Below are 20,442 nucleotides of genomic sequence, written 5' to 3' on the forward strand. Positions count from 1 at the left end.
AGGTTAATGAGTGATTGGGGGATCACATGTCCAGTTTACAGATCGGGGCCGCACGCCCCGCCGATGGCTATGCCGCACATTCCGAAAATCCAACTTGGGGGGCAACTGGCACAGGTCTGCTGCATTTGGCGCCCAGCGGCCTGACATCTGATGGCGGCATGGCCGGGGCAGACCGGCCCAACCCGCGTGAGATTTCCAATATCCTTTCTGCACAAGACGGCAGCACTGCAAATGCGGCAGGCGCCTCGGATTTCCTGTGGATCTGGGGACAGTTTCTGGATCATGACCTGTCGCTGACCGGGGCCGAAAGCGAGACCGGGGCAGATATCGAAGTCCCGGCGGGAGATCCGTTTTTCGATCCTTTCGGCACCGGTGACGCCGTCATTCCCTTTACCCGCGTGGCACAGCAGGACGGTGAGTACCTCAATGAGATCACCGCATTTATCGATGCCTCCATGATCTATGGCTCGACGGTGGAAACTGTCGCAGCAATGCGGGACGAAGGCGGCAGGCTGCGGATGACCAAGGACGGGTATCTGGACCGGGATGGCGACGGTTTCCTGACCGGGGACGTCCGCGCCGCAGAAAATGTGGCCCTGTCCTCGATGCACACGGTTTTCACCCGCGAGCACAACCGGCTGGTCGGGGAACTGGCTGCAAGGGATCCCGATCTGACAGATGACCAGTTGTTTGAGGCCGCCCGCGCCAGGGTCGAAGCGCTGGTGCAGAGTGTCACCTTCAAGGAGTTTCTCCCCCTATTGATCGGCCAAGACGCGCTTGGGGCCTATCAGGGCTATGACCCTGACGTGAACCCTGGCATTGCAATCGAGTTTTCTACCGCCGTGTTCCGGCTGGGGCATACGCTTTTGCCGGCCAATCTGCAGCTGGTAGCAGCTGACGGAACCGCCGGCCTGCTGGCGTTGCGGGACGCGTTCTTTCAGCCGCACCTGCTGAAGGAACCGGATATGATCGAAAACGTCATGCGCGGTGCGGCAACCCAAGCGTCCGAAGCCGTTGACACAATGGTGGTCGAGGATGTGCGCTCGTTCCTGTTCGGACCGCCTGGCGCCGGCGGGCTTGACCTGGCGGCGCTGAACATTCAACGCGGGCGCGATCTGGGGGTTGCCAGCTATAACGATCTGCGGGAAGCGCTTGGCCTTGGCAGGGCAGAAAACTTTTCCGATATAACACAGGATGCCGGTTTGGCAGCCAGGCTGGAAGAGGCCTATGGCGAGACCGATCTGGTCGATGCATGGGTTGGCGGGCTGGCCGAAGACCCGACCGGCGGCGGGCTGCTTGGGGAAACCTTTACCACGGTGATGGTGGACCAGTTCACCCGCCTGCGCAGCGGGGATCCATTCTGGAGTGAAGGACGCGAAGGTATTCCCACCAGCGAGTTGAAGGCGCTGTGGGACACAAACCTGTCCGAAATCATTTTGCGCAACACTGATATCGGCGCCATTCAAAAGGACATTTTTACGGCGATGGATAGGGCTGCCGGCACAATCGGCGATGACACCCTTGAAGGCGGTGCCGGACGCGATTTCCTGTTCGGCAGCGATGGCGCAGACAGCCTGGCTGGCCGGGCCGGCGGCGATGACCTTCAGGGGGGGCGCGGCAAGGACACACTTGCTGGCAACCAGGGGGACGATTGCCTGGACGGCGGCGCTGGCCGGGACCGTTTGAATGGCGGATTCGGGGAAGACTTCATCTTTGGCGGCACTGGCAAGGATAATATCACAGGGGGGCAGGACAACGACAGCCTGTCAGGCGGGCGCGGCATGGACAGGCTGTCCGGGAACAAGGGCAACGACACGCTTGACGGCGGCCTGCATGCCGACACTCTGACCGGCGGCACCGGGGATGATTTGCTGACCGGCGGCGCTGGCGGCGACTGTTTTCTGTTCCGGACCCGGCACCATGGGGATGACACCATCACGGATTTTGAACTTGGCCTTGATGAAATCAAGGTTACAGGACCAATGCGCCATTCATTGTCTATTGAGGACACAGAAGGCGGTCTGAAATTCTCGGATGGTGCAAACTGGTCCGTGTTGCTGGAGGACATCAGCATGGGCGACTGGTTCCAATCCGGCGACAGCCTGTTCTGACCGCAACTGGGCTGATGCACGGCCACCTGGATGAGACACGCCGTCCGCCGCATCGGCAACAGCCGGCCGCCGATCGGAAACATTGCCCCGGCCCGCGGGGCGTGATGTCGTATGTCCCCCATCCGCTGACGCAATCAAAGGACAGGCACCGTCTGGCGCGCGGCTAGAATGCCCGATCAGTTTCCGCAAGGCCGCATAGCCCAAGCGGAAGGCGACAGGCATCGGGGAGGACGCGCCGCCATGAAAGACAAGACAACCACCACCGAACAGGCCATGGCACTGATCCGGGACGGGGATGTCGTGACCACCACCGGGTTTGTGCAAAGCTGCATCCCGGAAATGCTGCACGCGGCCTTGGAAAAGCGGTTCATCGAGGAAGGCGTCCCCCGTGACCTCACACTGATCATGTGCGCAGGCGCCGGCGACAGCAAGGGTTTGGGGACCGGACGGCTGCACCATGACGGCCTGTTGCGCCGGGTGATTGCCGGCAACTTCGGGCGGATGCCCAAGGTTGCGCAGGCCGCACAAGAGAACAAGATCTGCGGTTACAACCTGCCGCAGGGGGTGATCTCGCAGCTTTACCGCGCCTGCGCCGCAGGCCAGCCCGGGCTGTTCTCCAAGGTCGGCCTGCACACCTATGTCGATCCCCGCCATGGCGGCGGCAAGGTCAACAAAGTGACCGAGGAGGACATCGTCCGCTACCACAAAGTCGATGGCGAGGAATGGCTGTTCTACAAGGCCACCAAGATCGACGTCGCCTTTATTCGCGGCACCAGCGCCGACCGCTCTGGCAACATCAGCATGGAGCGTGAGGCGCTGACGCTGGACTGCCTGGCCCAGGCCATGGCCGCCCATAACAACGGCGGCATCGTCATCGCCCAGGTGGAGCGCATTGTCGAGGACGGCTCGATCAAGCCCAAGGACGTCAAGATCCCTGGCCTGTTGGTGGACTGTGTCTGCGTTGCCGATGATCCGGACATGCACCGGATGAATTATGGCGTGCAGCATAACCCTGCCCTGTCCGGCGAGATCCGGGTGCCGGTCGAAGGCATCGCCAAGATGCCGCTGGATCAGCGCAAGATCATCGCCCGCCGCGCCGCCTTTGAACTGCCGCCCAACGGTGCCGTAAATCTGGGCGTTGGCGCCCCCGACGGGGTCGCGGCCGTCGCCAACGAGGAAAAAGCCACCCCTTACATCACCCTCACAACCGAAGCCGGCGCGGTCGGCGGCGTGCTTGCAGGCGGTTCCAGCTTCGGCTCCTCAGCCAATGCCGATGCCATCATCGATCAGAACCAGATGTTCGATTTCTACGACGGCGGCGGCCTCGACCTCACCTGCCTCGGCATGGCGGAATGCGACGCCGAGGGCAGCGTCAACGCCTCGCGCTTTGGCGGCAGGCTGAACGGCTGCGGCGGCTTCATAAACATCTCGCAGAACTCCCGCGCCGTGGTCTTTGCCGGCACCTTCACCGCCGGCGGGCTGAAGGTGGCTGTCGAAGATGGCAACCTGCGCATTGTCCAGGAAGGCCGCAACAAGAAGTTCGTGCGCCTGATCGAACAGATCACCTTCTCCGGCCCTTACGCCTCGCAGCGCTCGCAGCCGGTGCTTTACGTGACCGAACGCTGCGTGCTGCAGCTGACGCCCAAGGGGCTGGAACTGATCGAGATTGCGCCCGGCATTGACCTACAGTGCGATATCCTGGATCAGATGGAATTCAAGCCGATCATCGAAAACGTCACCCAGATGGACCCGCGCATTTTCAAGGATGAGCAGATGGGACTGATGAACGACCTGCTGAACCTGAACCTGTCAGAGCGGGTCACATATGATGCCGCGCGCCACACCATGTTCCTCAACCTCGAAGGCTGGAGCGTCAAGAAGAAGCGCGACATCGAGGACCTGACCCGGGTCTTGCAGGACGCCTTTGCCAAAAGCGGCCAGGATGTGAACATGGTGATGAACCAGAACGGCTTCCGCATTGCCGAGGATCTGCAGGATGCCTATGCGGCATCGGTCGGCCGGACACTGGAACGCCACAGCGCGTCGATTGCCCACTACACCACCAGCGCCTTCATGCGCCTGAAGATGCAAGGCACCCTCGCCAGCCGCAGCGTGCAACCGCATATTTTCGAGAGCGGTGAAGAAGCGCATCAGGCCATTTGGGGGTCCTGAAGCGGACACAAGCCCGCGCCAGCCCGTATCGGGCTGGCCACCCCTTCCGCACCCGTCCGCGCGCGCCGGAGAACCGGTCTGGCTGTTCGTTCCGGCACTTGGCAGGCGCACAAAACATGTCATGCAAAAGATCCGTAAACCCTTAAGTTAAATACGGTTTCCAAGGGCATCGGGTTGCCGCCAGCCGATGAAAGCTTGGGGCCATGCAGATTTTCCAAGGAGAGCGGGACAGGAACTGCATTTTTTTTAAAAACCCTCTTGCACCCCCCCGCAACAAACTTTAGACAGCGCCTCACCGATGGGGTGTAGCCAAGTGGTAAGGCAGCAGTTTTTGGTACTGTGTATCGTAGGTTCGAATCCTACCACCCCAGCCATCGGCCTCTCACTGAACAAACCAAGGCACCCGAGGGACCCGTAACCCCCGAACTGCCCCCGTTTTCGGCCCCAGTTAGTTTGCGTGCTGCTGGCGGCTTCAGAACGGGTGTTAGGAGTGGATCGGGAGGCCCCCAGTAGATCGCTGGAGGCCACCGCCACAGGTTAGAGCAAGCTGAAGTCCACACCGTTCGCCCAATGATCCCAGTCGTCGCGCTTGTTATCCGCCGCTGACCCCTCGATCAGATGCTCTGGCCGACAGCACAGTTCGTTACCGCACCGATGCCGAACCATCGTCGTCGTCCCGATGACCGCCCGGTTGACGACACAGTAGACGAACCTCGCCGCCGCGACCTGCCGCCCCCGGAACCGCATCTTGGGCCGTCCCTGAGTGGCTTTTACCCAGCATCCGTTCTCGTCTTCCACCGTCTGCGCTAGGAGGGAGTTGGCCCTCGCAAGGGCCTCCTCGTAGTGATTGTTGATGACGTCCAGCAGCCAAAGCTCGCTGTCGTCTTGAAGCTCGAAGTACACATCCTTCATTCGATGATCTCCACTTCTCCGAATGGACCGCCACGGTCGAGATAGTCGCTGACGCGCACCGGCTCGAAGTCAGGCGTTCCTCATCAGCACGCCCTTGAGGCAATTGCCGCTGTGTGGACCGGTGCTGGCCCAGAACGCGGCAAACGCGACGCTCGGAAACCTTCATTTGGCTGCGCACATGATCAATGCAGGACCGGCGGCGGGAGGGGCTCAGAAGTTTCCCTTTGCGGCCTCGGACAGGATCAATTTGTCCAGTGTCAGGTCCGAAACCGCCCGGCGAAGCCGCTCGTTTTCCTTCTGCAGCCGCTTTAGTTCTTTAAGCTGTTCCGTGCCCATTCCGCCGTACTTCTTCTTCCAGCGATAGTAGGTCTGTTCCGTAACGCCGATCTGACGGATCGCGTCTATGCGGGGCATGCCTTGCCCCATCAAGACTTCAACCTGCCGTAACTTCACGACAATCTCTTCAGGCTTGGGCCTCTTGGTCGCCATCTATGGTCCTCCGTTTCCTAATCATAGGGGCGGACCACTTCTTTGGGGGAGACTCAGGCGGACCACTTCTTTGGGGGAGGCTCACTCTCATCTGCTCCGACCTACTGCACCCGCCTCTGCGTCTATGACCCGCGCAGTGGACGGATGACTTCTCCCGGCGCCATCGGGAGTTGGCGGTGGGAGCAGTACTGACGCCAGCCGAACATCCCAGCCAGCACCTCTGACTGAGGGGCGCTAGGTGATGCTGTCACCCGGTCTGCTGGGCCTGTTGCGGGAGTACTGAAAGAAGCACGGCCCGAAGGCTGGCTATTCCTGGGATAGCCTAAGATCAATCCGATCTCATCGCGCCAGTTGAACCGAGCTTTCACATCCGCCAAGCTCATGGCTGGGATCAGCAAGCCTGCCACCTTGCACACGCTGCGCCACAGCTTCGCGACGCACTTGCTAGACCGTCGCCCCAGCGCGGCGGCGTAAGCCCGGTGAACGCTCTACAGCCGGTGGAAGCGCCTCCTCTCAGGCATGCTTCACATGCCCTGCCCGGCAGTGAACACGACCTATCTCAAGGCACACCGCACCGCGACCAGTATGGCCGCGAAAAAGGGGGGCGTGGCCGCCTGATCCGCAGAACCAATGGTGGCATGAATACCAAACTGCATACCGTCTGTGAAAGCCAGTGTCTTCTGCCTGCAGTAAAAGGTGGCGAAGCCGGCCACGGGCCAATCCAGACCTGCCAACCGGTGCGGGCTCGACACCATCCCGGCGGTCTGTCGCAAGGACAGTTTGAACAGCACTTTGATGAGCAGACAAAACCGGATCGCCGCGCCGGAAAAGACCGCTGGGCGGCCTGAGCGGCGTTTCTGCGGCGTGCGCCAGGTCATGCCCTAGTCCACCCGGATCAGCAGCGAGCCCTGCTTGCGCAACGCGGCGTTGCAGCTGGACCGGTTTGTCGTGTGATAGCGGGAGGCGGATGGTTTGTTCAAGCGGGCCGTGTAAGTGCATGGATTCCTGATGTGAATCTGCAGAACTCTGACTTCTGAATGCTCCTGCATGTGAAACCTCAGATGTCAGAGTTCTGCAACTACGTCTCTTGAACTTCGGCGCTCATACCCTTCATTCGATCAACTCAACTTCTCCGCATGGACCGTCAAGGACATGGCCTCCACCTATACGACCAAGCCGGCTGATGAATTTGCATCAATCCGGCCAGAGCCACCACCTCCTTTCACCAGATGAAGCCAGCACCGCAAATCCCATGGTTACAGAAACATGGGGCATTCGAACCATTTATCGTGCTTGAGCTGCTGCAGGCTCGGAAGCAGTTTCATCCCAACACGGCTTGTACAGCCCGCAGCGCCGCTGCCACCACCTGATCAGCTTCCGCACGGCTGAGACAGAACGGCGGCGCAAAGCCCAGGATATCCCCCTGCGGCATGGCACGGGCGATGACCTTGTCCTGTTCCAGCAGCTTGGCCGAGATCTGCGGTCCGATCTTGTCTGCGGCATCAAAGAACGTGCGGCTGTCCTTGTCCTTCACAAATTCCACAGCACACAGCATCCCCTCGCCGCGCACGTCGCCCACATTGGCGTGACCGGACAGAGCCTCTGCCATGGTGGCGTTCAGATAGGCGCCGGCCTCGCCTGCGTTCTGCACCAGGTTCAGTTCATCGATCAGCCTGAGGTTGGCAACACCCGCTGCCGCACCGATCGGGTGCGCCGAATAGGTCCAGCCGTGGCCGATCGGGCCGTTTTCATCGGTGCCCTGTTCCAGCACCTTCCAGACCTTGTCCGAAATGATGGAGCCGGACAGCGGCGCATAAGCCGAAGTGAGGCCCTTGGCGATGGTGATGATGTCAGCCTCGATACCGTAATGGTCCGAACCAAACATGCTGCCAAGACGGCCAAAGCCGGTAACAACCTCATCAGCAACCAGCAGGATGTCGTGCTTCTTGAGCACCGCCTGAATGGCGGCCCAGTAGCCTGCGGGCGGCGGTACGATGCCGCCGGTGCCCAGAACCGGCTCACCGATGAAAGCAGCAATAGTATCTGCCCCCTCACGCTCGATCAGTGCCTCCAGTTCGGCGGCGCAATGGGCGGTGAACTGTTCTTCGGTCTGGTCCAGGTTGTTGCGGCGGAAATAGTACGGCGCCTCGGTGTGGATCACCTGTTCAATTGGCAGGTCGAACTTCTTATGAAACAGCTCCAGCCCGGTCAAAGAGCCGGTGACCAGCCCCGAGCCGTGATAGCCGCGCCAGCGGGAGATGATCTTTTTCTTCTCCGGGCGGCCCAGGATGTTGTTGTAATACCAGATCAGCTTGACGTTGGTTTCATTGGCGTCCGAACCGCCGAGGCCGAAATAGACCTTGGACATGTTCGCAGGCGCCCGGTCCAGAATCATCTTGGACAATGTGATCGAGGCTTCGGTACCGTGGCCAACATAGGAATGGTAATAGGCCAGCTCCTTGGCCTGGTCCCCGATTGCTTCGGCGATTTCCTGGCGGCCATAGCCCACGTTCACGCAGTAGAGACCGGCAAAGGCGTCCAGCAGTTTGTTGCCGTCGCGGTCTTCGATGAAAACTCCGGATGCGGTCTTGATTACCCGGTTCGGGCTTTCCCCGCGGGCGTGCTGGGCCAGATGGGTCGAGGGGTGGAAAAAATTCTCGCGGTCCCACTGGTCGAGTTGGTCGTTCTTCAGCATCGTTCGTCCTTTCTCTTGCCTGCGGGGTTCACGCCCAATCGCGACAGATGTATTTGACCTCGGTGAATTCCTCCATTCCCAGCCGTGCGCCTTCGCGGCCGAGGCCGGATTGCTTGGTGCCGCCAAAGGGAATGGGCGCGCCAGTGACTTTGGTGCGGTTTACCGCCACCATTCCGTATTGCAGCGCCCGGCTGAGGCGGTAGATCCGGCGCGGGTCGTGACTGTGGAGATAGGCCACCAGCCCGTATTCGCTGTCGTTGGCGCGTGTCACCACTTCTTCTTCGGTATCAAAAGGCGAGATGGGGGCGACGGGGCCGAAGGTTTCCTCGGACATGATCAGCGCATCTGCGGGAACATCGTTCAGTACTGTTGCTTCGTAAAATAATGGTCCCAGCGAATGCCGCTTGCCGCCGCAGGCCAGCCTGGCGCCTTTGGCCAGCGCATCGGCCACATGCTCTTCCTGCTTCTGCACCGCCTTTTCATTCATCAACGGACCAAGATCGCAGTCCTCCATGCCGCGGCCAATGGTAAGCGCCTTGGTAGCTTCGGTGAACCTGGTGCAGAATTCTGCATAAACGGGGCGCTCGACAAAGATCCGGTTGGCGCCCAGGCAGTCCTGGCCGGAGGTGGCGAATTTCGCCTTGATCGCTTCCTCCACCGCCTTGTCCAGATTACAGCCTTTGAAGACGATCACCGGCGCATGGCCGCCCAGCTCCATCACCAGCCGTTTCACAGTTTCGGCCGACTGGCGGTACAAAAGCTTGCCAATATTGGTGGAGCCGGTGAAGGATAGCGCCCGCACCCTTGTGTCGCGGGTCCAGGGTTCAACGATGGTGGGGGCATGGCCAGTTACCACGTTGAACACGCCTGCAGGGACGCCAGCACGCTCGGCCAGCTCCGCCAGCGCCAGCGCGCTGAACGGGGTCTCAGCCGAAGGATGCGCCACCACGGTGCAGCCCGCCGCCAGCGCCGCCGCTGCTTTGCGGGTCAGCATGGCAGAGGGGAAGTTCCAGGGCGTGATCAGCGCCGCCACGCCCACCGGCTCACGCCACAGTTCCACTTCGGCGTCGGGCAAATGGCTGGTCACACCTTCGATGTTGGGGCGTTTGGCCTCTTCGGCGTAGAATTCCACAAAGGCAGCGCCATAGTCTATCTCGCCGCGCGCCTCGGAGAGGGGCTTGCCTTGTTCCAGCACCATGATGCGGGCAAGATCTTCCTTGTGTTCCAGCTGCAACTCATACCAGCGCCGCAGGATGGCGGCGCGCTGCTGCGGCAGGAGACCTGCCCAGGCGGCGAATGCGGCCTGAGCCGCGTCCACGGCGGCAGAGGATTCTTTTGCTGACAGGCTGGCCACATGGCCAAGTTCTGCACCATCCGCCGGATCGCAAACCGGGAAGGTTTCGCCATTGGCAGCGGCGCACCATTTGCCGCCGATATAGGAAAATGAGCGCACCAGGGCCTTGTCGGCAATCTCGGCACGGGCTGAGAGCGCGGTCTCTGTCATGATGTCCTCCTCATGTCTTGCAAAGGAGTGTGCTTGTTCACGGCAGAGGAAGTGGCTGAAGTTTGCCGGGCTTGCAGAGGAAACAGCTGCCAGGCAGGTGCTTTCGTGCGGGGTTCACCCCTGCCCCAGCAGTATTTCCAGAGGCGGCGCCCCGGCCCCTTTGACCGGCTTGGTCACAACATAGGTGAAATAGCGGCTAAGGCCGATACGGGCGTCCAGCATCTCATCGATCAGCCGCTGGTAAGCATCGATGTCTCGGGTAACTATTTGCAGCAGATAGTCAAAGCCGCCTGCCAGCGCCCAGCAGGCGATGACCTCGTCATAGCGCTGCATCGCCGTTTCAAACGCGCGGAAACTGGCAGCGGTGTGGTCAGCAATCTCAGCGGCGACAAACACAGTCAGATGCGGCGCCAGTTTCTTGAGGTTGATGCGGGCGCCGTAGCCCTCGATCAGACCGGCCTGTTCCAGCTTTTTCAGCCGGTCCCAGCAGGGGGTCGGCGACAGGCCGATCCGGTCGGCCAGCGCGGCCTTGGTGATGCGGCCCTCGGTTGAGAGCACGCGCAGAATGTCGAGATCGCGCTGGTCCAGTTGCATAGGCTTGCCCTATCAGGCGCCGGCCACGCCGACAACTGCCACGCAGTCACCGGATTTGATCAGGCCGGGGAAATGGCGGCTGATCACCAGCCCTGCGCGGCGGGCGCGGTATTCTACCGGCTGCTGCCCGGTGCGGTCGAGCGGCCACACACGGGCCACGAGATCACCCTTGGCAACCGTTTCGCCCAGATCGGCCATCATCTCATAAAGACCGTCGCTCTCGCTGAACAGGAAGCAATCGTCATCCGGCATCGTCAGGTTCACGGTCTCATCCAGCTGCATCTCACCCTGCAGGATGCCGAAGTGGATCAGCACATTGCGCAGCCCCTTCTTGGCAATGGCATTGCTGCGCGCGGAGGAAGACCCGCCGCCGCCCAGTTCCGTGGTGACCAGAACCTTGCCCATTTCCTCGACCGCGGTGTCATACATGCCGCCGCTGTCAATCTCCAAAAGCTCCACCGAATAAGGCGCGTTGAACGCCTTCATGGCGGCAAAGCAGGCCTCCTGCGCAGCCTTGTCCTCCAGGATGTGCGCCGCGGCAAAAGGCACGAAATCCAGCGTCTTGCCGCCGGAGTGGAAATCCACCGCCAGATCCGCCATCGGCAAAAGCGTGCGCTGGAAATAATCGGCGATCTTCTCGGTTACAGTGCCGTCAGGGCGGCCCGGGAACGACCGGTTCATATTGCCCTTGTCGATGGGCGAGGTGCGGGTGCCGGCCCGGAATGCCGGATAGTTGAAGGCCGGCACAATGATCAGCCGCCCGGTCACATCCTCTGCCGCCGTGGTGGCAGCCAGCTCATGCAGGGCAATCGGGCCTTCGTATTCGTCGCCGTGGTTGGCGCCGGTCAGCAGCGCGGTCGGGCCGTCGCCGTTCTTGATCACCGTCAGCGGGATCATCACTGACCCCCAGGCCGAGTCATCCCGGCTGTAGGGCAGTTTCAGGAATCCATGATGCACGCCGTCCTGATCCAGCGCGATGGTAGGGGAAATCGGGTTTGCCTTCATGGATCAGTCCTTCACGAACATCTTGCGCGGCACATCCGACAGGCACTCCGGCCTGTTTGCCCCGATGCGGATGCTTTCAGTGATCTCAAAACCCCAGTCCTCCATCCAGAGGCCGGTCATGAAGTGGAAGGTCATATTTTCTTCCAGAACGGTGGTGTCGCCCGGACGCAGCGACATGGTGCGCTCGCCCCAGTCCGGCGGGTAGCTGACGCCGATCGGATAGCCGGTACGGTTGTCTTTTTCGATGCCGTACTTCTTCAGCACCTTGAAGAACGCCTTGGCAATGTCCTCGCAAGTGTTGCCGGTTTTTGCCATTTCCAGACCCGCCTCCATGCCTTCCAGCACTGCCTTTTCTGCATCAAGAAAGGTCTGTGTCGGCTTGCCTAGGAACACCGTGCGCGACAACGGGCAGTGGTAGCGGTGCACAACGCCTGCGATTTCAAAGAAAGTCCCCTCGCCGGATTTCATCGGCAGATCGTCCCAGGTCAGATGCGGCGCGGCTGCATCCGGTCCTGACGGCAGCAGCGGCACAATGGCGGGATAGTCGCCGCCAAAGCCCAGACCCTCGTCATAACGCAGGGCGGCGTCATAGATATCTGCCACCAGATCGCATTTGCGCATCCCTGGCTCGACACGCTCAAAGATCCGCTGATGCATGCGCTCAACGATCTTGCCGGCCTGGCGCATATAGGTGAGTTCAGCCTCGGATTTCACCGCCCGCTGCCAGTTGACCAGCGCGTTGGTGTTGGCAAAACGGGCATTCGGCAGATGCGCCTGCAGCGAGGCATAGGCCGCTGCGGTAAAATAGTAGTTGTCCATTTCAACGCCGATAGTGCCACCATCCAGCCCGCGGTCCGCCAGCTGCGCCGACAGGTAATCCATCGGGTGGCGGTCAGTCGATTGCACGTAATGGTCCGGATAGCCAATGATACTGGCGGGTTCCATGAAGCAGGTGCGCAAGGCGCCATTGGCATCCTGCCCGCGGCCGTACCAGAGCGGCTCACCCTCAAGGCCCAGCACAACGCATTGATGGACATAGAAGGACCAGCCGTCATAGCCGGTCAGCCAGTTCATGTTCGAGGGATCGGTAACGATCAGAAGGTCGATGCCGCGGCGGGCCATCCCGGACCGGGTTTTGTCGATACGCGCCTGGTATTCAGAGCGGGAGAAATACAGCTTGGGGTCTGCCATATGCGTGGTTCCTGGTTGATCAGCTGGTGAAAGTGGAGCCGGCACCCGCCGCATCTGCGCGGTTGCCTGCAAGAGTTGCGATGGCGGTGTCCTGAACGCCGGTGCCGGTCAGGTCTGCAATGATCAGATCACTGTCCACCTGGCGCCCGGCGGCCTTGCCTGAGGCGACATCTCCCAGTTCGGTGAAACTGCGGTCATTTGCGATCAGTCCCGCCTTGATGGCACTGCGCAGCTCGCCCTTGACGGCACACTGCGCCTGGCTGTCAGGCACGTACACGTCTGCCTTGGTCAGGCAAGCGGGGTCCAATTCACACTTGTGCTCTTGATCCGACCCCATGGCGACGACCAATTGGCCCGGCCGCAGCCACTCCGCCTTGATCACTGGCTTAGCTGCAGGTGTTGTTGTGACGACGATATCAGCCGAGGAGACCGCCTGCGCGGCGTCTGTGCCGGCTGTGATATCAAACCCAAGCTCTTCGCGCAGGCTGGCAGCAGCGGCCTCAGCCTTGGCAATATCCCGTGCCCAGATCACGGCGCTTTTGATTTCGCGCACCAGGGTCATAGCCTTCAACTGCATCTTCGCCTGCACGCCGGCGCCGATGATGCAGACACGCGCCGCATCCGCACGCGCCAGATGGCGCGCGGCGACAGCACCCGCAGCGGCGGTGCGCACATCGGTGAGGTAGCCATTGTCCAGCAGCAGCGTCTCAAGCATGCCAGTCCTGCTGGAAAACACCACCATCAGCCCGGTTGTGCTCGGCAGGCCGAGTTTAGGGTTGTCGAAAAATCCCGGGCTCATCTTCATGGCGAAACTGCCGATCCCCGGCACATAGGCGGTTTTGACACAGACTTCGCCGTTATGATCCGGCACAGGCAGCGTCATGATCGGCGGCATCACCACCTTGCCCCCGGCCAGCGTCGTGAATCCCTGCTCAATGCAATCCACTGCATCAGCATCCAGCGGCACCAGATCACGCAGCTCCGTCTCAGTCAGGATCTTGATGTCAGGCATCTGCGCCCCCCTTGGTTTCGGCTTCCACATTGACATCTTCTCCGTTGATGATGCGTTTGTGCAGGGTCATGTCGATGTTCTGACCACTGACCAATGAGACGCAGCGGCCGGGATTTTCGATCTTGCCCGCCAGCAGGGCAGCGATACCAACGCTGCCGGAGCCTTCGATCACCTGGCGTTCTTCGAAATAGGCATGACGGATGGCGGCGGCGATTTCCGTCTCGGAAACCAGCACCACATCATCGACAAAAGCCCTTGTCATTTCAAAGGTATAGGCATTATTCAACCCGATGCCGCCGCCCAGAGAATCCGCAAGCGTGGCTTTTTCCTCAACCAGGACCGGTTTACCGGCCTGCAGGCATTCATACATTGCCGCGCCGCGTTCCATCGACACGCCAATCACGCGGATTTCCAGGTTCACTGCCTTCATCACCATCGCCACGCCGGAAATCAGCCCGCCGCCGGACAGCGGCACCAGCACGGTGTCCAGATCCGGCATATGTTCCAGCATTTCCAGCGCTACCGTACTCTGGCCCGCGATGATGTCGCGATGGTCAAAGGGCGGCAGCATGGTCATGCCGTCCGCCACCAGCCTGTCGACCTCAACCTGGGCATCGTCCTGCGAGCGGCCCGCAATGCGCACTTCGGCGCCGTGGGATTTGATGCCTTCGACCTTGTTTTGCGGCACCAGCTCCGACATGCAGATGATGCAGCGCACCCCGGCCTGCGCTGCGGCGTAGGCCAGCCCGCGCCCGTGGTTGCCAGTGGACACGCCAACCACACCCGCCATGCGCTGTTCATCGGTCAGCGACAAAACCGCATTGGTGGCACCGCGCAGTTTGAAACTGCCAGTGATCTGGGTGCTTTCCAGTTTCAACGAAACCTCTCCGCCGCAACGCGCGCTGAGAGAGGGCGAAGATACCAGTGCCGTCTGCCGGATACGCCCGGCAATCCGCGCCCGGGCCTGATAGCTGTCCTGAAGGGTGATGTTGTCAGTCATTGGACCTGTTTAGCCTTGTTAGAGTTCAAAGAGCCTGCCGTAGCCTGGCACCGGATCCGCGATCCCGGCCAGGCGCAGGCAGCGCCAGACCATCGCCTGGTTTGAGCTGACAACCGGCTTGCCCAGCCGGTCCTCGATCCGCTGCACGCAAGGTGCCGCCCGCAGCGCGGTGCAGGACAGAAACAGCGCATCCGCGCCCTCATCACAGGCAGCGATCCCGGCCTCGATGATGCTATTCTCGGAAATCCGCGCCATCTGGCGGTCATCTGTCAGGCCAAAGCAGGCAGCACTCACCACCTCCGGCCCGTGCGCCGTAAAGTACTGCGCCATCTCATCGGTGACCGCCGGGCTGTAGGGGGTTAGCAGCGACACCCGGCTGGCACCCAGCGCCTCAAACGCATCAAAGGCGGCAGAGCTTGGGGTGACACAGGGCGTCTTTGGCTTGGCGGCGTTCAGGTAGCGGGTGACTGCGTCATTGCCCAAGACGATGGAAGCCGCGGTGCAGCCATAGGCCACCACGTCCACCTCTTCCTCCGGCAGGATTTGCGCCGCTGCTTCAGTCAGCCGCGGGCCGGTCTGCAGCAGAGTTTCCCTAGTGGTCGGATTTTCAAACGCGATACGGTTTGTGTAGACGCCGACCCGGTCCGGGTCGCAGATCCGGGCAAAGTCGCGTTCCGACGTGTGGTCGGTCGCCAGCGCCACCAGCGCGATCCGCTTTTTGACCGGACGGTCGTCCAGCCGGGCCGGAACCCGCGACGGCGTGGAATGGATATCAAAAACCATTTTTGCTTTCCTAAACAACAAGAACCGGGGTTTCGGCCAGGCTCGTCACCTTGTGAGAGACACTGCCCAGCAGCACCCCTTCCAGCGAGCCAAGGCCGCGGCTGCCGATCACGATCAGATCATGCCCGTGCTCCCTGGCAAACCCCGTGATGGTGCGCGCCACCGGGCCGGCTTTGACAAAGGCGCGGGGGCTTTGAACGCCGCCCGCCGCCGCCAGCGCCTTGCCGCGCTCGGCCACCTGCTTGGCGTGGCTGCGCATGATCTCGTCCAAGTCCTCCGGCTGATCCGGACGCACCATATGCATTGATGCCTCCAGCAGCGAATGGTGGCGGTAGACCGTCAGCAAGGTCAGCCCAGCCCCGCACAGCTGCGCCAACTCCGCCGCCTTGGCCAGCGCGGCCTCGGCGCCTTGGGAGCCGTCGAAGGGCACCAGAATGGATGTGAACATCTCAGCGCCTCGTTATTTTGCAAAGGCCAGGTCGCGCAGAAACAACGCAATCTGCGGGAAGAAGATCAGCGCCACCGACACCCCCAGCAGCATCAGGATGAAGGGCGGCGTGCCGCGCACCACCTCGGCATAGGGGCGTTTGAACACGGCAATGGCAGTGAAAATATCACAGCCGAACGGCGGCGTGGCCGATCCGATAGCCACCTGCAGGGTGATGATTGTGCCAACCAGAACCGGGTCCAGCCCCACCGACTTCACCACCGGCGCAAAAACCGGCACCAGCACCAGGATCACCACGATGGGATCGACAAACATACAACCGATGAAAAACGCGATGGAGATCACGAACAGCACCCCTATGGCGCCCATCTCGGCAATCCCTATGGCGCCAAGGATCTGCTGCGGCACCTGAGCGAATGAGATAACCCAGGAAAACGCAGCCCCTGCCCCCACCAGAATGAACACGATGGCGGTAACCAGCCCGGTGGATTTTGCGGTTTCATAGACATCCGCCAGCGACATTGAGCGGAACACGGCGACCTCCAGGATCAGCGCATAGAGAACGCAGGCCGCCGCGGCCTCGGTCGGGCTGAAGACGCCGCCGTAGATGCCGCCGATGATGATCACCGGAAACCCCATCGGCCAAAGTGCGGCACGCATGGTCTGCAGCCGCTGGCGCCAGGTGGCCTTGGGCTCGGTCGGCACGTTGTTACGCACGGCGTAGATATAGGCGTAGATGGAAAACAGCAGCAGGATCAGCAGGCCGGGACCAATGCCCGCAATGAACAGCTCGGCAATCGAGGTGCTAGAGACCACGCCATAGATGATCATGCCGATAGAGGGCGGGATCAGAAAGGCGATGTCGCTGGCGTTCACGATCAGCGCCAGCACAAAGCTGTCCTTGTAGCCCGCCTGCAGCATCCGCGGGCGCAGCGGCGAACCGATGGCCACAACGGTGGCTTGGGTCGATCCGGAAACGGCGCCGAACATGGTGCAGGCAGCTGCGGTAGAGATCGCCAGCCCGCCGCGGATATGGCCGATATAGGCCATCACCACATTGATCAGCCGCCCGGCCGACTGGCCGCGGGTCATGATATCAGCGGCAAAGATGAACATCGGCACCGCAATCAGCGAGGCGGGCCGGATGCCGGCCATCATCTGCTGTACCATTGTCTCAGTCCGGGCCAGATCGCCGAACAGCATCAGAAACCCGATGAAGGCGCCGGCAATCAGCGGGATCATCATCGGAAAGCCCAGCAGCAGCAGGGCGATCATGGTCAAAAATATTGTTGCAGCCACGGGTTCGCCCTCAGATTTCGATTTCTTCTGCGTCCTCATATCCCTCTTGCACATGCGTCGAGAGATAGATGCCGGGAGACGTCAGATTGCGCACGGCGGTCAGCAGGTATTGGGCGCCGGTCATGAAGAACCCGGCAGGCACCCAGACCAGGATGACCCAGACCGGGATCTGCAGTGCGGGCAGCACCCGTCCGCGCGCGGCCTGCGAGCCAATGTATTTCACCGCGTAAAAGCACAGCAGGAACATGAAACCAGCGGTGATTATGGAAATCACCACGATCATCACCTTGCGCAGATGCGGCGGCAGCAGGTCATAAATCGCCGACATCCGGATGTGGCGGGCGTTGCGCGCGGCATAGCTGATGCCGGCAAAGGTGATCAGGATGATCAGGATCCGGTTCAGCTCCTCGGTAAAGAAGATGGAGTTCCCCAGCACGAACCGCCCCACAACATTGGCCACAGTATTGGCGGCCATCAGCAGAACCCCTGCCGCTAGCAGAAATGATTCAATGCGGCTGATGGCGCTGTCGATCACACCCAGAAACCCAGGCAGCGCTGACTCGTGTGACTGTTGCATTCCTTCCTCCCCAGGCCCGGAAGCTGCTGAGCAGGCAGGACCCGCTCAGCACTGTTTGCAGGAGAGGCGTCAGTTGGCAGTGGCCGCCAGGTCAGCCTTCAACTGTTCCAGGATCGCGGCGCCGCTGTCGCCGGTCATCTCAATGAACTTGGCCTCGACCTCAGCCGCTGCTGCCATGAAGCAGCTGCGCTGATCGTCGTTCAGCACAGTCACCTGCATTTCCGGTTTGGCTTCCATGATCTTGGCCAGCTCAGTCTCCGCCGCTTGCTGCTGATAAACCACGGTGTGGTCATAGGCGGCCTGCGCCGCGTTCTGCACCAGTTGCTGATCCTCGGCGCTGAGGCCGTCGTAAAAGTCCTTGTTGGCCATCACCGCGGTGGTGAAATTGTTGTGGCCGGCGTAGGTGATGTAATCTGTGACCTCATAGATCTTGGTTGAATAGAGGAAGAACGTCGGGTTCTCCTGCCCCTGGATCACATTGGTCTGCAGCCCGCCGTAAACCTCGCCCCAGGGCAGCGGTGTCGGGGTGGCGCCAAAGGCCTTGTAGCTTTCGACCAGCAGCGGGTTGGTCATCACCCGGAACTTCACCTCGTCCAGATCGGCGCAGGTGGTCACCGGAGTCTTGGTGGTCATCGCCACTTCGCCCTCGGGGAACATGTTCAAAAGCTCCAGCCCCTGATCCGCATAAAGCGGCTTGAACATGCCGTTGATCGCCTTGCTTTCCTTGTAAAAGCGCGCCAGGTGATCCTGATCGGTTGGCAGCAGGTATGGCACAAAGAACACCTGTGCCTCCGGGATCAGCGAGCCGGTAAAGCCCGGTGATTGGTCCACAAACTGCAGGATGCCGTCCTGAGTCTGCTCCATGATGTCGGCCGATTCACCCAATGTGCCATAGGGGAACAGCTGGATCTCGTGATCCGAGTTCGCCTCGATCTCTGCCTTGAATTTCTGCGCATAAACACCCTGCACATCGGTCATTGCCTCTTCAAAGGCATAGCGCCAGGTGTCCGCCTGCGCGGCACTGCCTGCCAGGGCAATCCCCGCTGCCGCAAGGGCACCGAAGGTGATTTTGACAGTTTGAGCCATGTTTTCCTCCCAAGTCTCTTGGGTGCCTGCGCACCGCTGCGACAGGTTTGAGAGGAATTGTACTGCATGTCAATTTTTTTATTGTTGCAGGACAATCAGTATGTGAAAGGCGCAATCCCCTCCGGCGGGCGGCCCAGCATTCCGGCGATCAACTCCAACGCTTGCCTGAAACGCCCCAGATCCTGGATGCTGCCAAGCGACAGACGCACAGCATTCTGCGGCGGCGTCTTAGGGGGCAGGAACGGTGCATCCGGCGCCACCGCGACTTTCAACTCACGCGCGTAAGACACGAAACTGCTGGTGCTCCAGCCCTTGGGCAGCGGCAGCCATAGATGCAACGCCGAGGGGTGGCCCTGCCAGTGCCAGTCTTTCAGCACCTCAGCGGCGATGCCATGACGCTCGGCCAGCGCAGATCGCTGCCACTGCGCCAGCTCCAACGCGGTGCCGTCCTGCACCCAACGGGTGGCCAGTTCGCACATCAGCGGCGTCGCCATCCAACCAAACACGACAATCCGCCCGGTCAATGCCGGCAGCAGATGCTCCGGCGCCGCCATGTATCCTGCGCGCAGCCCCGACACAGTGCATTTGGTAAAGGTAGTCAAATAGATTGAACGCTCCGGCGCAAGAGCAGTAACCGCCACCGGACGTCCCTCGGCCACCGGACCAAAGGCATCGTTTTCGATGATGTGCAGATCGTGTTTGCGGGCGACATCCACCAGCGCGCGGCGGCGTTCCTCAGTCATCATACCCGCTGTCGTGTTGGCCAAGGACGGAAGCAAAAACAACACTTTAGGGTTGCTTTCCTGGCAAAACCGCTCAAGCGCATCCGGAAGGATACCATCCGCATCCACATCAACCCCCGCAAGGTTCAAACCCAAATAAGAACACCCCGAAACCAGCAAATGATGCGTGACCTTGTCTGACACTACCGTGTCGCCAGGCCGGGTCAGCGCCGACAGCGCCGCTGACATGCCGTGACTGACCCCATTCGTCATAATGATCCGCTCCGGCGGCACTTCCAAACCGCAATGCCGCAGCCATTGCGATCCGGCGGCACGGTGGGCGTCATGACCGATATTCGGGCGGCAGGACAGATAGTAGCTCGGGTCCAACCCCTCCGGCAGTTCCCTCAGCGCTTGTTCGAACCGCTCAGCATGTTGCTGCGAGAATGCCGGGCGTGAAATCGACAGGTCGAAACCGCCACCGCGTTCAGAGCTCAGCTGAAACGGCTGATCGTTGGACTTGTCAGGATCCAGAACGTAGCTGCCCCGGCCGACTTGGCCATCAATCAGCCTTTGCCGCCGCAAACTTTCATATGCCTTGCTGACGGTGTGGACACTGAGGCCAAGATCATCGGCCATTTTGCGATGGGTCGGCAGCTGCGTCCCCTTCGGCAGCTTGCCGTCTGAGATTGCCCTGGCAATGGCCAGCGCAAGGCTCGCATGCAGGGGGGAGGTCAAGGCGGAGGGATCAGGATGCCAAATTGTCATGCAACATTTTACAAGTGATGACCCCGACTTCGCAATACAATTTCCACACAGCTGCCCCCCAAACGCAGACAATG

At 60.9% G+C, this 20,442-nt stretch carries 16 protein-coding genes, 1 tRNA gene and 4 pseudogenes; 5 read left to right on the forward strand and 16 right to left on the reverse strand.

The genetic code is table 11. The features are described from left to right. The first annotated feature begins 26 nt into the window (after positions 1–26). The 3 genes from K3724_RS15575 to K3724_RS15585 all read left to right on the forward strand — a co-directional run bounded on the left by K3724_RS15575 (position 27) and on the right by K3724_RS15585 (position 4,657). Positions 27–2,111, forward strand: a complete 2,085-nt coding sequence (locus K3724_RS15575) for a peroxidase family protein (protein WP_259986797.1) — start codon at positions 27–29, stop codon at positions 2,109–2,111. Between the two features lie 240 nt (positions 2,112–2,351). Next, the gene (locus tag K3724_RS15580; RefSeq protein ID WP_259986799.1) at positions 2,352–4,283 is read left to right on the forward strand and encodes an acyl CoA:acetate/3-ketoacid CoA transferase; all 1,932 of its coding nucleotides are present in this window, start codon (positions 2,352–2,354) and stop codon (positions 4,281–4,283) included. A 299-nt stretch (positions 4,284–4,582) separates the two neighbouring features. Continuing rightward, positions 4,583–4,657, forward strand: a tRNA-Gln gene (locus K3724_RS15585). Positions 4,658–4,820: 163 nt separating this feature from the next. On the opposite strand, the gene K3724_RS15590 is transcribed toward K3724_RS15585, so the two are convergent. Then, the gene (locus K3724_RS15590; RefSeq protein WP_259986800.1) at positions 4,821–5,195 is read right to left on the reverse strand and encodes an HNH endonuclease; all 375 of its coding nucleotides are present in this window, start codon (positions 5,193–5,195) and stop codon (positions 4,821–4,823) included. A gap of 64 nt (positions 5,196–5,259) precedes the next feature. Next, positions 5,260–5,684, reverse strand: a pseudogene (locus tag K3724_RS15595) (transposase); the annotation flags it as partial. Positions 5,685–5,922: 238 nt separating this feature from the next. On the opposite strand from K3724_RS15595, the pseudogene K3724_RS15600 reads away from it, so the two are divergent. Together K3724_RS15600 and K3724_RS15605 are read left to right on the forward strand one after the other, a co-directional pair. Continuing rightward, positions 5,923–6,134, forward strand: a pseudogene (locus K3724_RS15600) (tyrosine-type recombinase/integrase); the annotation flags it as partial. 99 nt (positions 6,135–6,233) lie between these two features. Further along, positions 6,234–6,358: pseudogene (locus K3724_RS15605) on the forward strand (IS5/IS1182 family transposase); the annotation flags it as partial. Here the strand turns inward: K3724_RS15605 and K3724_RS15610 are convergent. The 14 genes and pseudogenes from K3724_RS15610 to K3724_RS15675 all read right to left on the reverse strand — a co-directional run. Beyond that, positions 6,353–6,664: pseudogene (locus K3724_RS15610) on the reverse strand (transposase); the annotation flags it as partial. The pseudogenes K3724_RS15605 and K3724_RS15610 sit on opposite strands and share 6 nt — an antisense overlap. A 341-nt stretch (positions 6,665–7,005) precedes the next feature. After that, entirely contained in the window at positions 7,006–8,379 is a 1,374-nt protein-coding gene (locus K3724_RS15615; RefSeq protein ID WP_259986802.1) for an aspartate aminotransferase family protein, read from the reverse strand. 28 nt (positions 8,380–8,407) lie between these two features. Continuing rightward, positions 8,408–9,883: an NAD-dependent succinate-semialdehyde dehydrogenase gene (locus K3724_RS15620; RefSeq protein WP_259986804.1), complete on the reverse strand. Its 1,476-nt coding sequence runs from the start codon at positions 9,881–9,883 to the stop codon at positions 8,408–8,410. Between the two features lie 114 nt (positions 9,884–9,997). Beyond that, on the reverse strand, positions 9,998–10,477 hold the full coding sequence (locus K3724_RS15625; protein ID WP_259986806.1) for an Lrp/AsnC family transcriptional regulator: 480 nt from the start codon (positions 10,475–10,477) through the stop codon (positions 9,998–10,000). 12 nt (positions 10,478–10,489) lie between these two features. After that, positions 10,490–11,482 (reverse strand): N(2)-acetyl-L-2,4-diaminobutanoate deacetylase DoeB, encoded by a 993-nt coding sequence (doeB, locus tag K3724_RS15630; RefSeq protein ID WP_259986815.1) that lies wholly within the window; start codon positions 11,480–11,482, stop codon positions 10,490–10,492. 3 nt (positions 11,483–11,485) lie between these two features. Further along, the gene (gene doeA / locus K3724_RS15635) at positions 11,486–12,673 is read right to left on the reverse strand and encodes an ectoine hydrolase DoeA (RefSeq protein WP_259986823.1); all 1,188 of its coding nucleotides are present in this window, start codon (positions 12,671–12,673) and stop codon (positions 11,486–11,488) included. 19 nt (positions 12,674–12,692) lie between these two features. Continuing rightward, a complete protein-coding gene (gene eutC, locus K3724_RS15640; protein ID WP_259986825.1) occupies positions 12,693–13,685 on the reverse strand; it encodes an ectoine utilization protein EutC in 993 nt (330 codons plus the stop codon). Next, a complete protein-coding gene (gene eutB / locus K3724_RS15645) occupies positions 13,678–14,685 on the reverse strand; it encodes a hydroxyectoine utilization dehydratase EutB (protein WP_259986827.1) in 1,008 nt (335 codons plus the stop codon). Before eutB ends, eutC begins: the two co-directional genes overlap by 8 nt. Positions 14,686–14,703: 18 nt before the next feature. Further along, positions 14,704–15,468, reverse strand: coding sequence for an ectoine utilization protein EutA (eutA, locus tag K3724_RS15650; RefSeq protein WP_259986829.1), 765 nt, complete (start codon positions 15,466–15,468; stop codon positions 14,704–14,706). Positions 15,469–15,478: 10 nt separating this feature from the next. Beyond that, entirely contained in the window at positions 15,479–15,916 is a 438-nt protein-coding gene (locus K3724_RS15655) for a universal stress protein (RefSeq protein WP_259986831.1), read from the reverse strand. A gap of 12 nt (positions 15,917–15,928) precedes the next feature. Further along, positions 15,929–17,215, reverse strand: coding sequence for a TRAP transporter large permease (locus K3724_RS15660; RefSeq protein WP_259992659.1), 1,287 nt, complete (start codon positions 17,213–17,215; stop codon positions 15,929–15,931). A 10-nt stretch (positions 17,216–17,225) separates the two neighbouring features. After that, positions 17,226–17,792, reverse strand: a complete 567-nt coding sequence (locus K3724_RS15665) for a TRAP transporter small permease (RefSeq protein WP_259986833.1) — start codon at positions 17,790–17,792, stop codon at positions 17,226–17,228. Between the two features lie 69 nt (positions 17,793–17,861). After that, positions 17,862–18,878, reverse strand: a complete 1,017-nt coding sequence (gene dctP, locus K3724_RS15670; RefSeq protein ID WP_259986843.1) for a TRAP transporter substrate-binding protein DctP — start codon at positions 18,876–18,878, stop codon at positions 17,862–17,864. A gap of 95 nt (positions 18,879–18,973) precedes the next feature. After that, positions 18,974–20,368 carry a PLP-dependent aminotransferase family protein gene (locus K3724_RS15675; protein WP_259986845.1) on the reverse strand — a complete coding sequence of 465 codons (1,395 nt, stop codon included), beginning with the start codon at positions 20,366–20,368 and terminating at the stop codon, positions 18,974–18,976. Between the last annotated feature and the right edge of the window lie 74 nt (positions 20,369–20,442).

Source organism: Leisingera sp. M658, assembly GCF_025144145.1.
Classification (GTDB): Bacteria; Pseudomonadota; Alphaproteobacteria; order Rhodobacterales; family Rhodobacteraceae; genus Leisingera.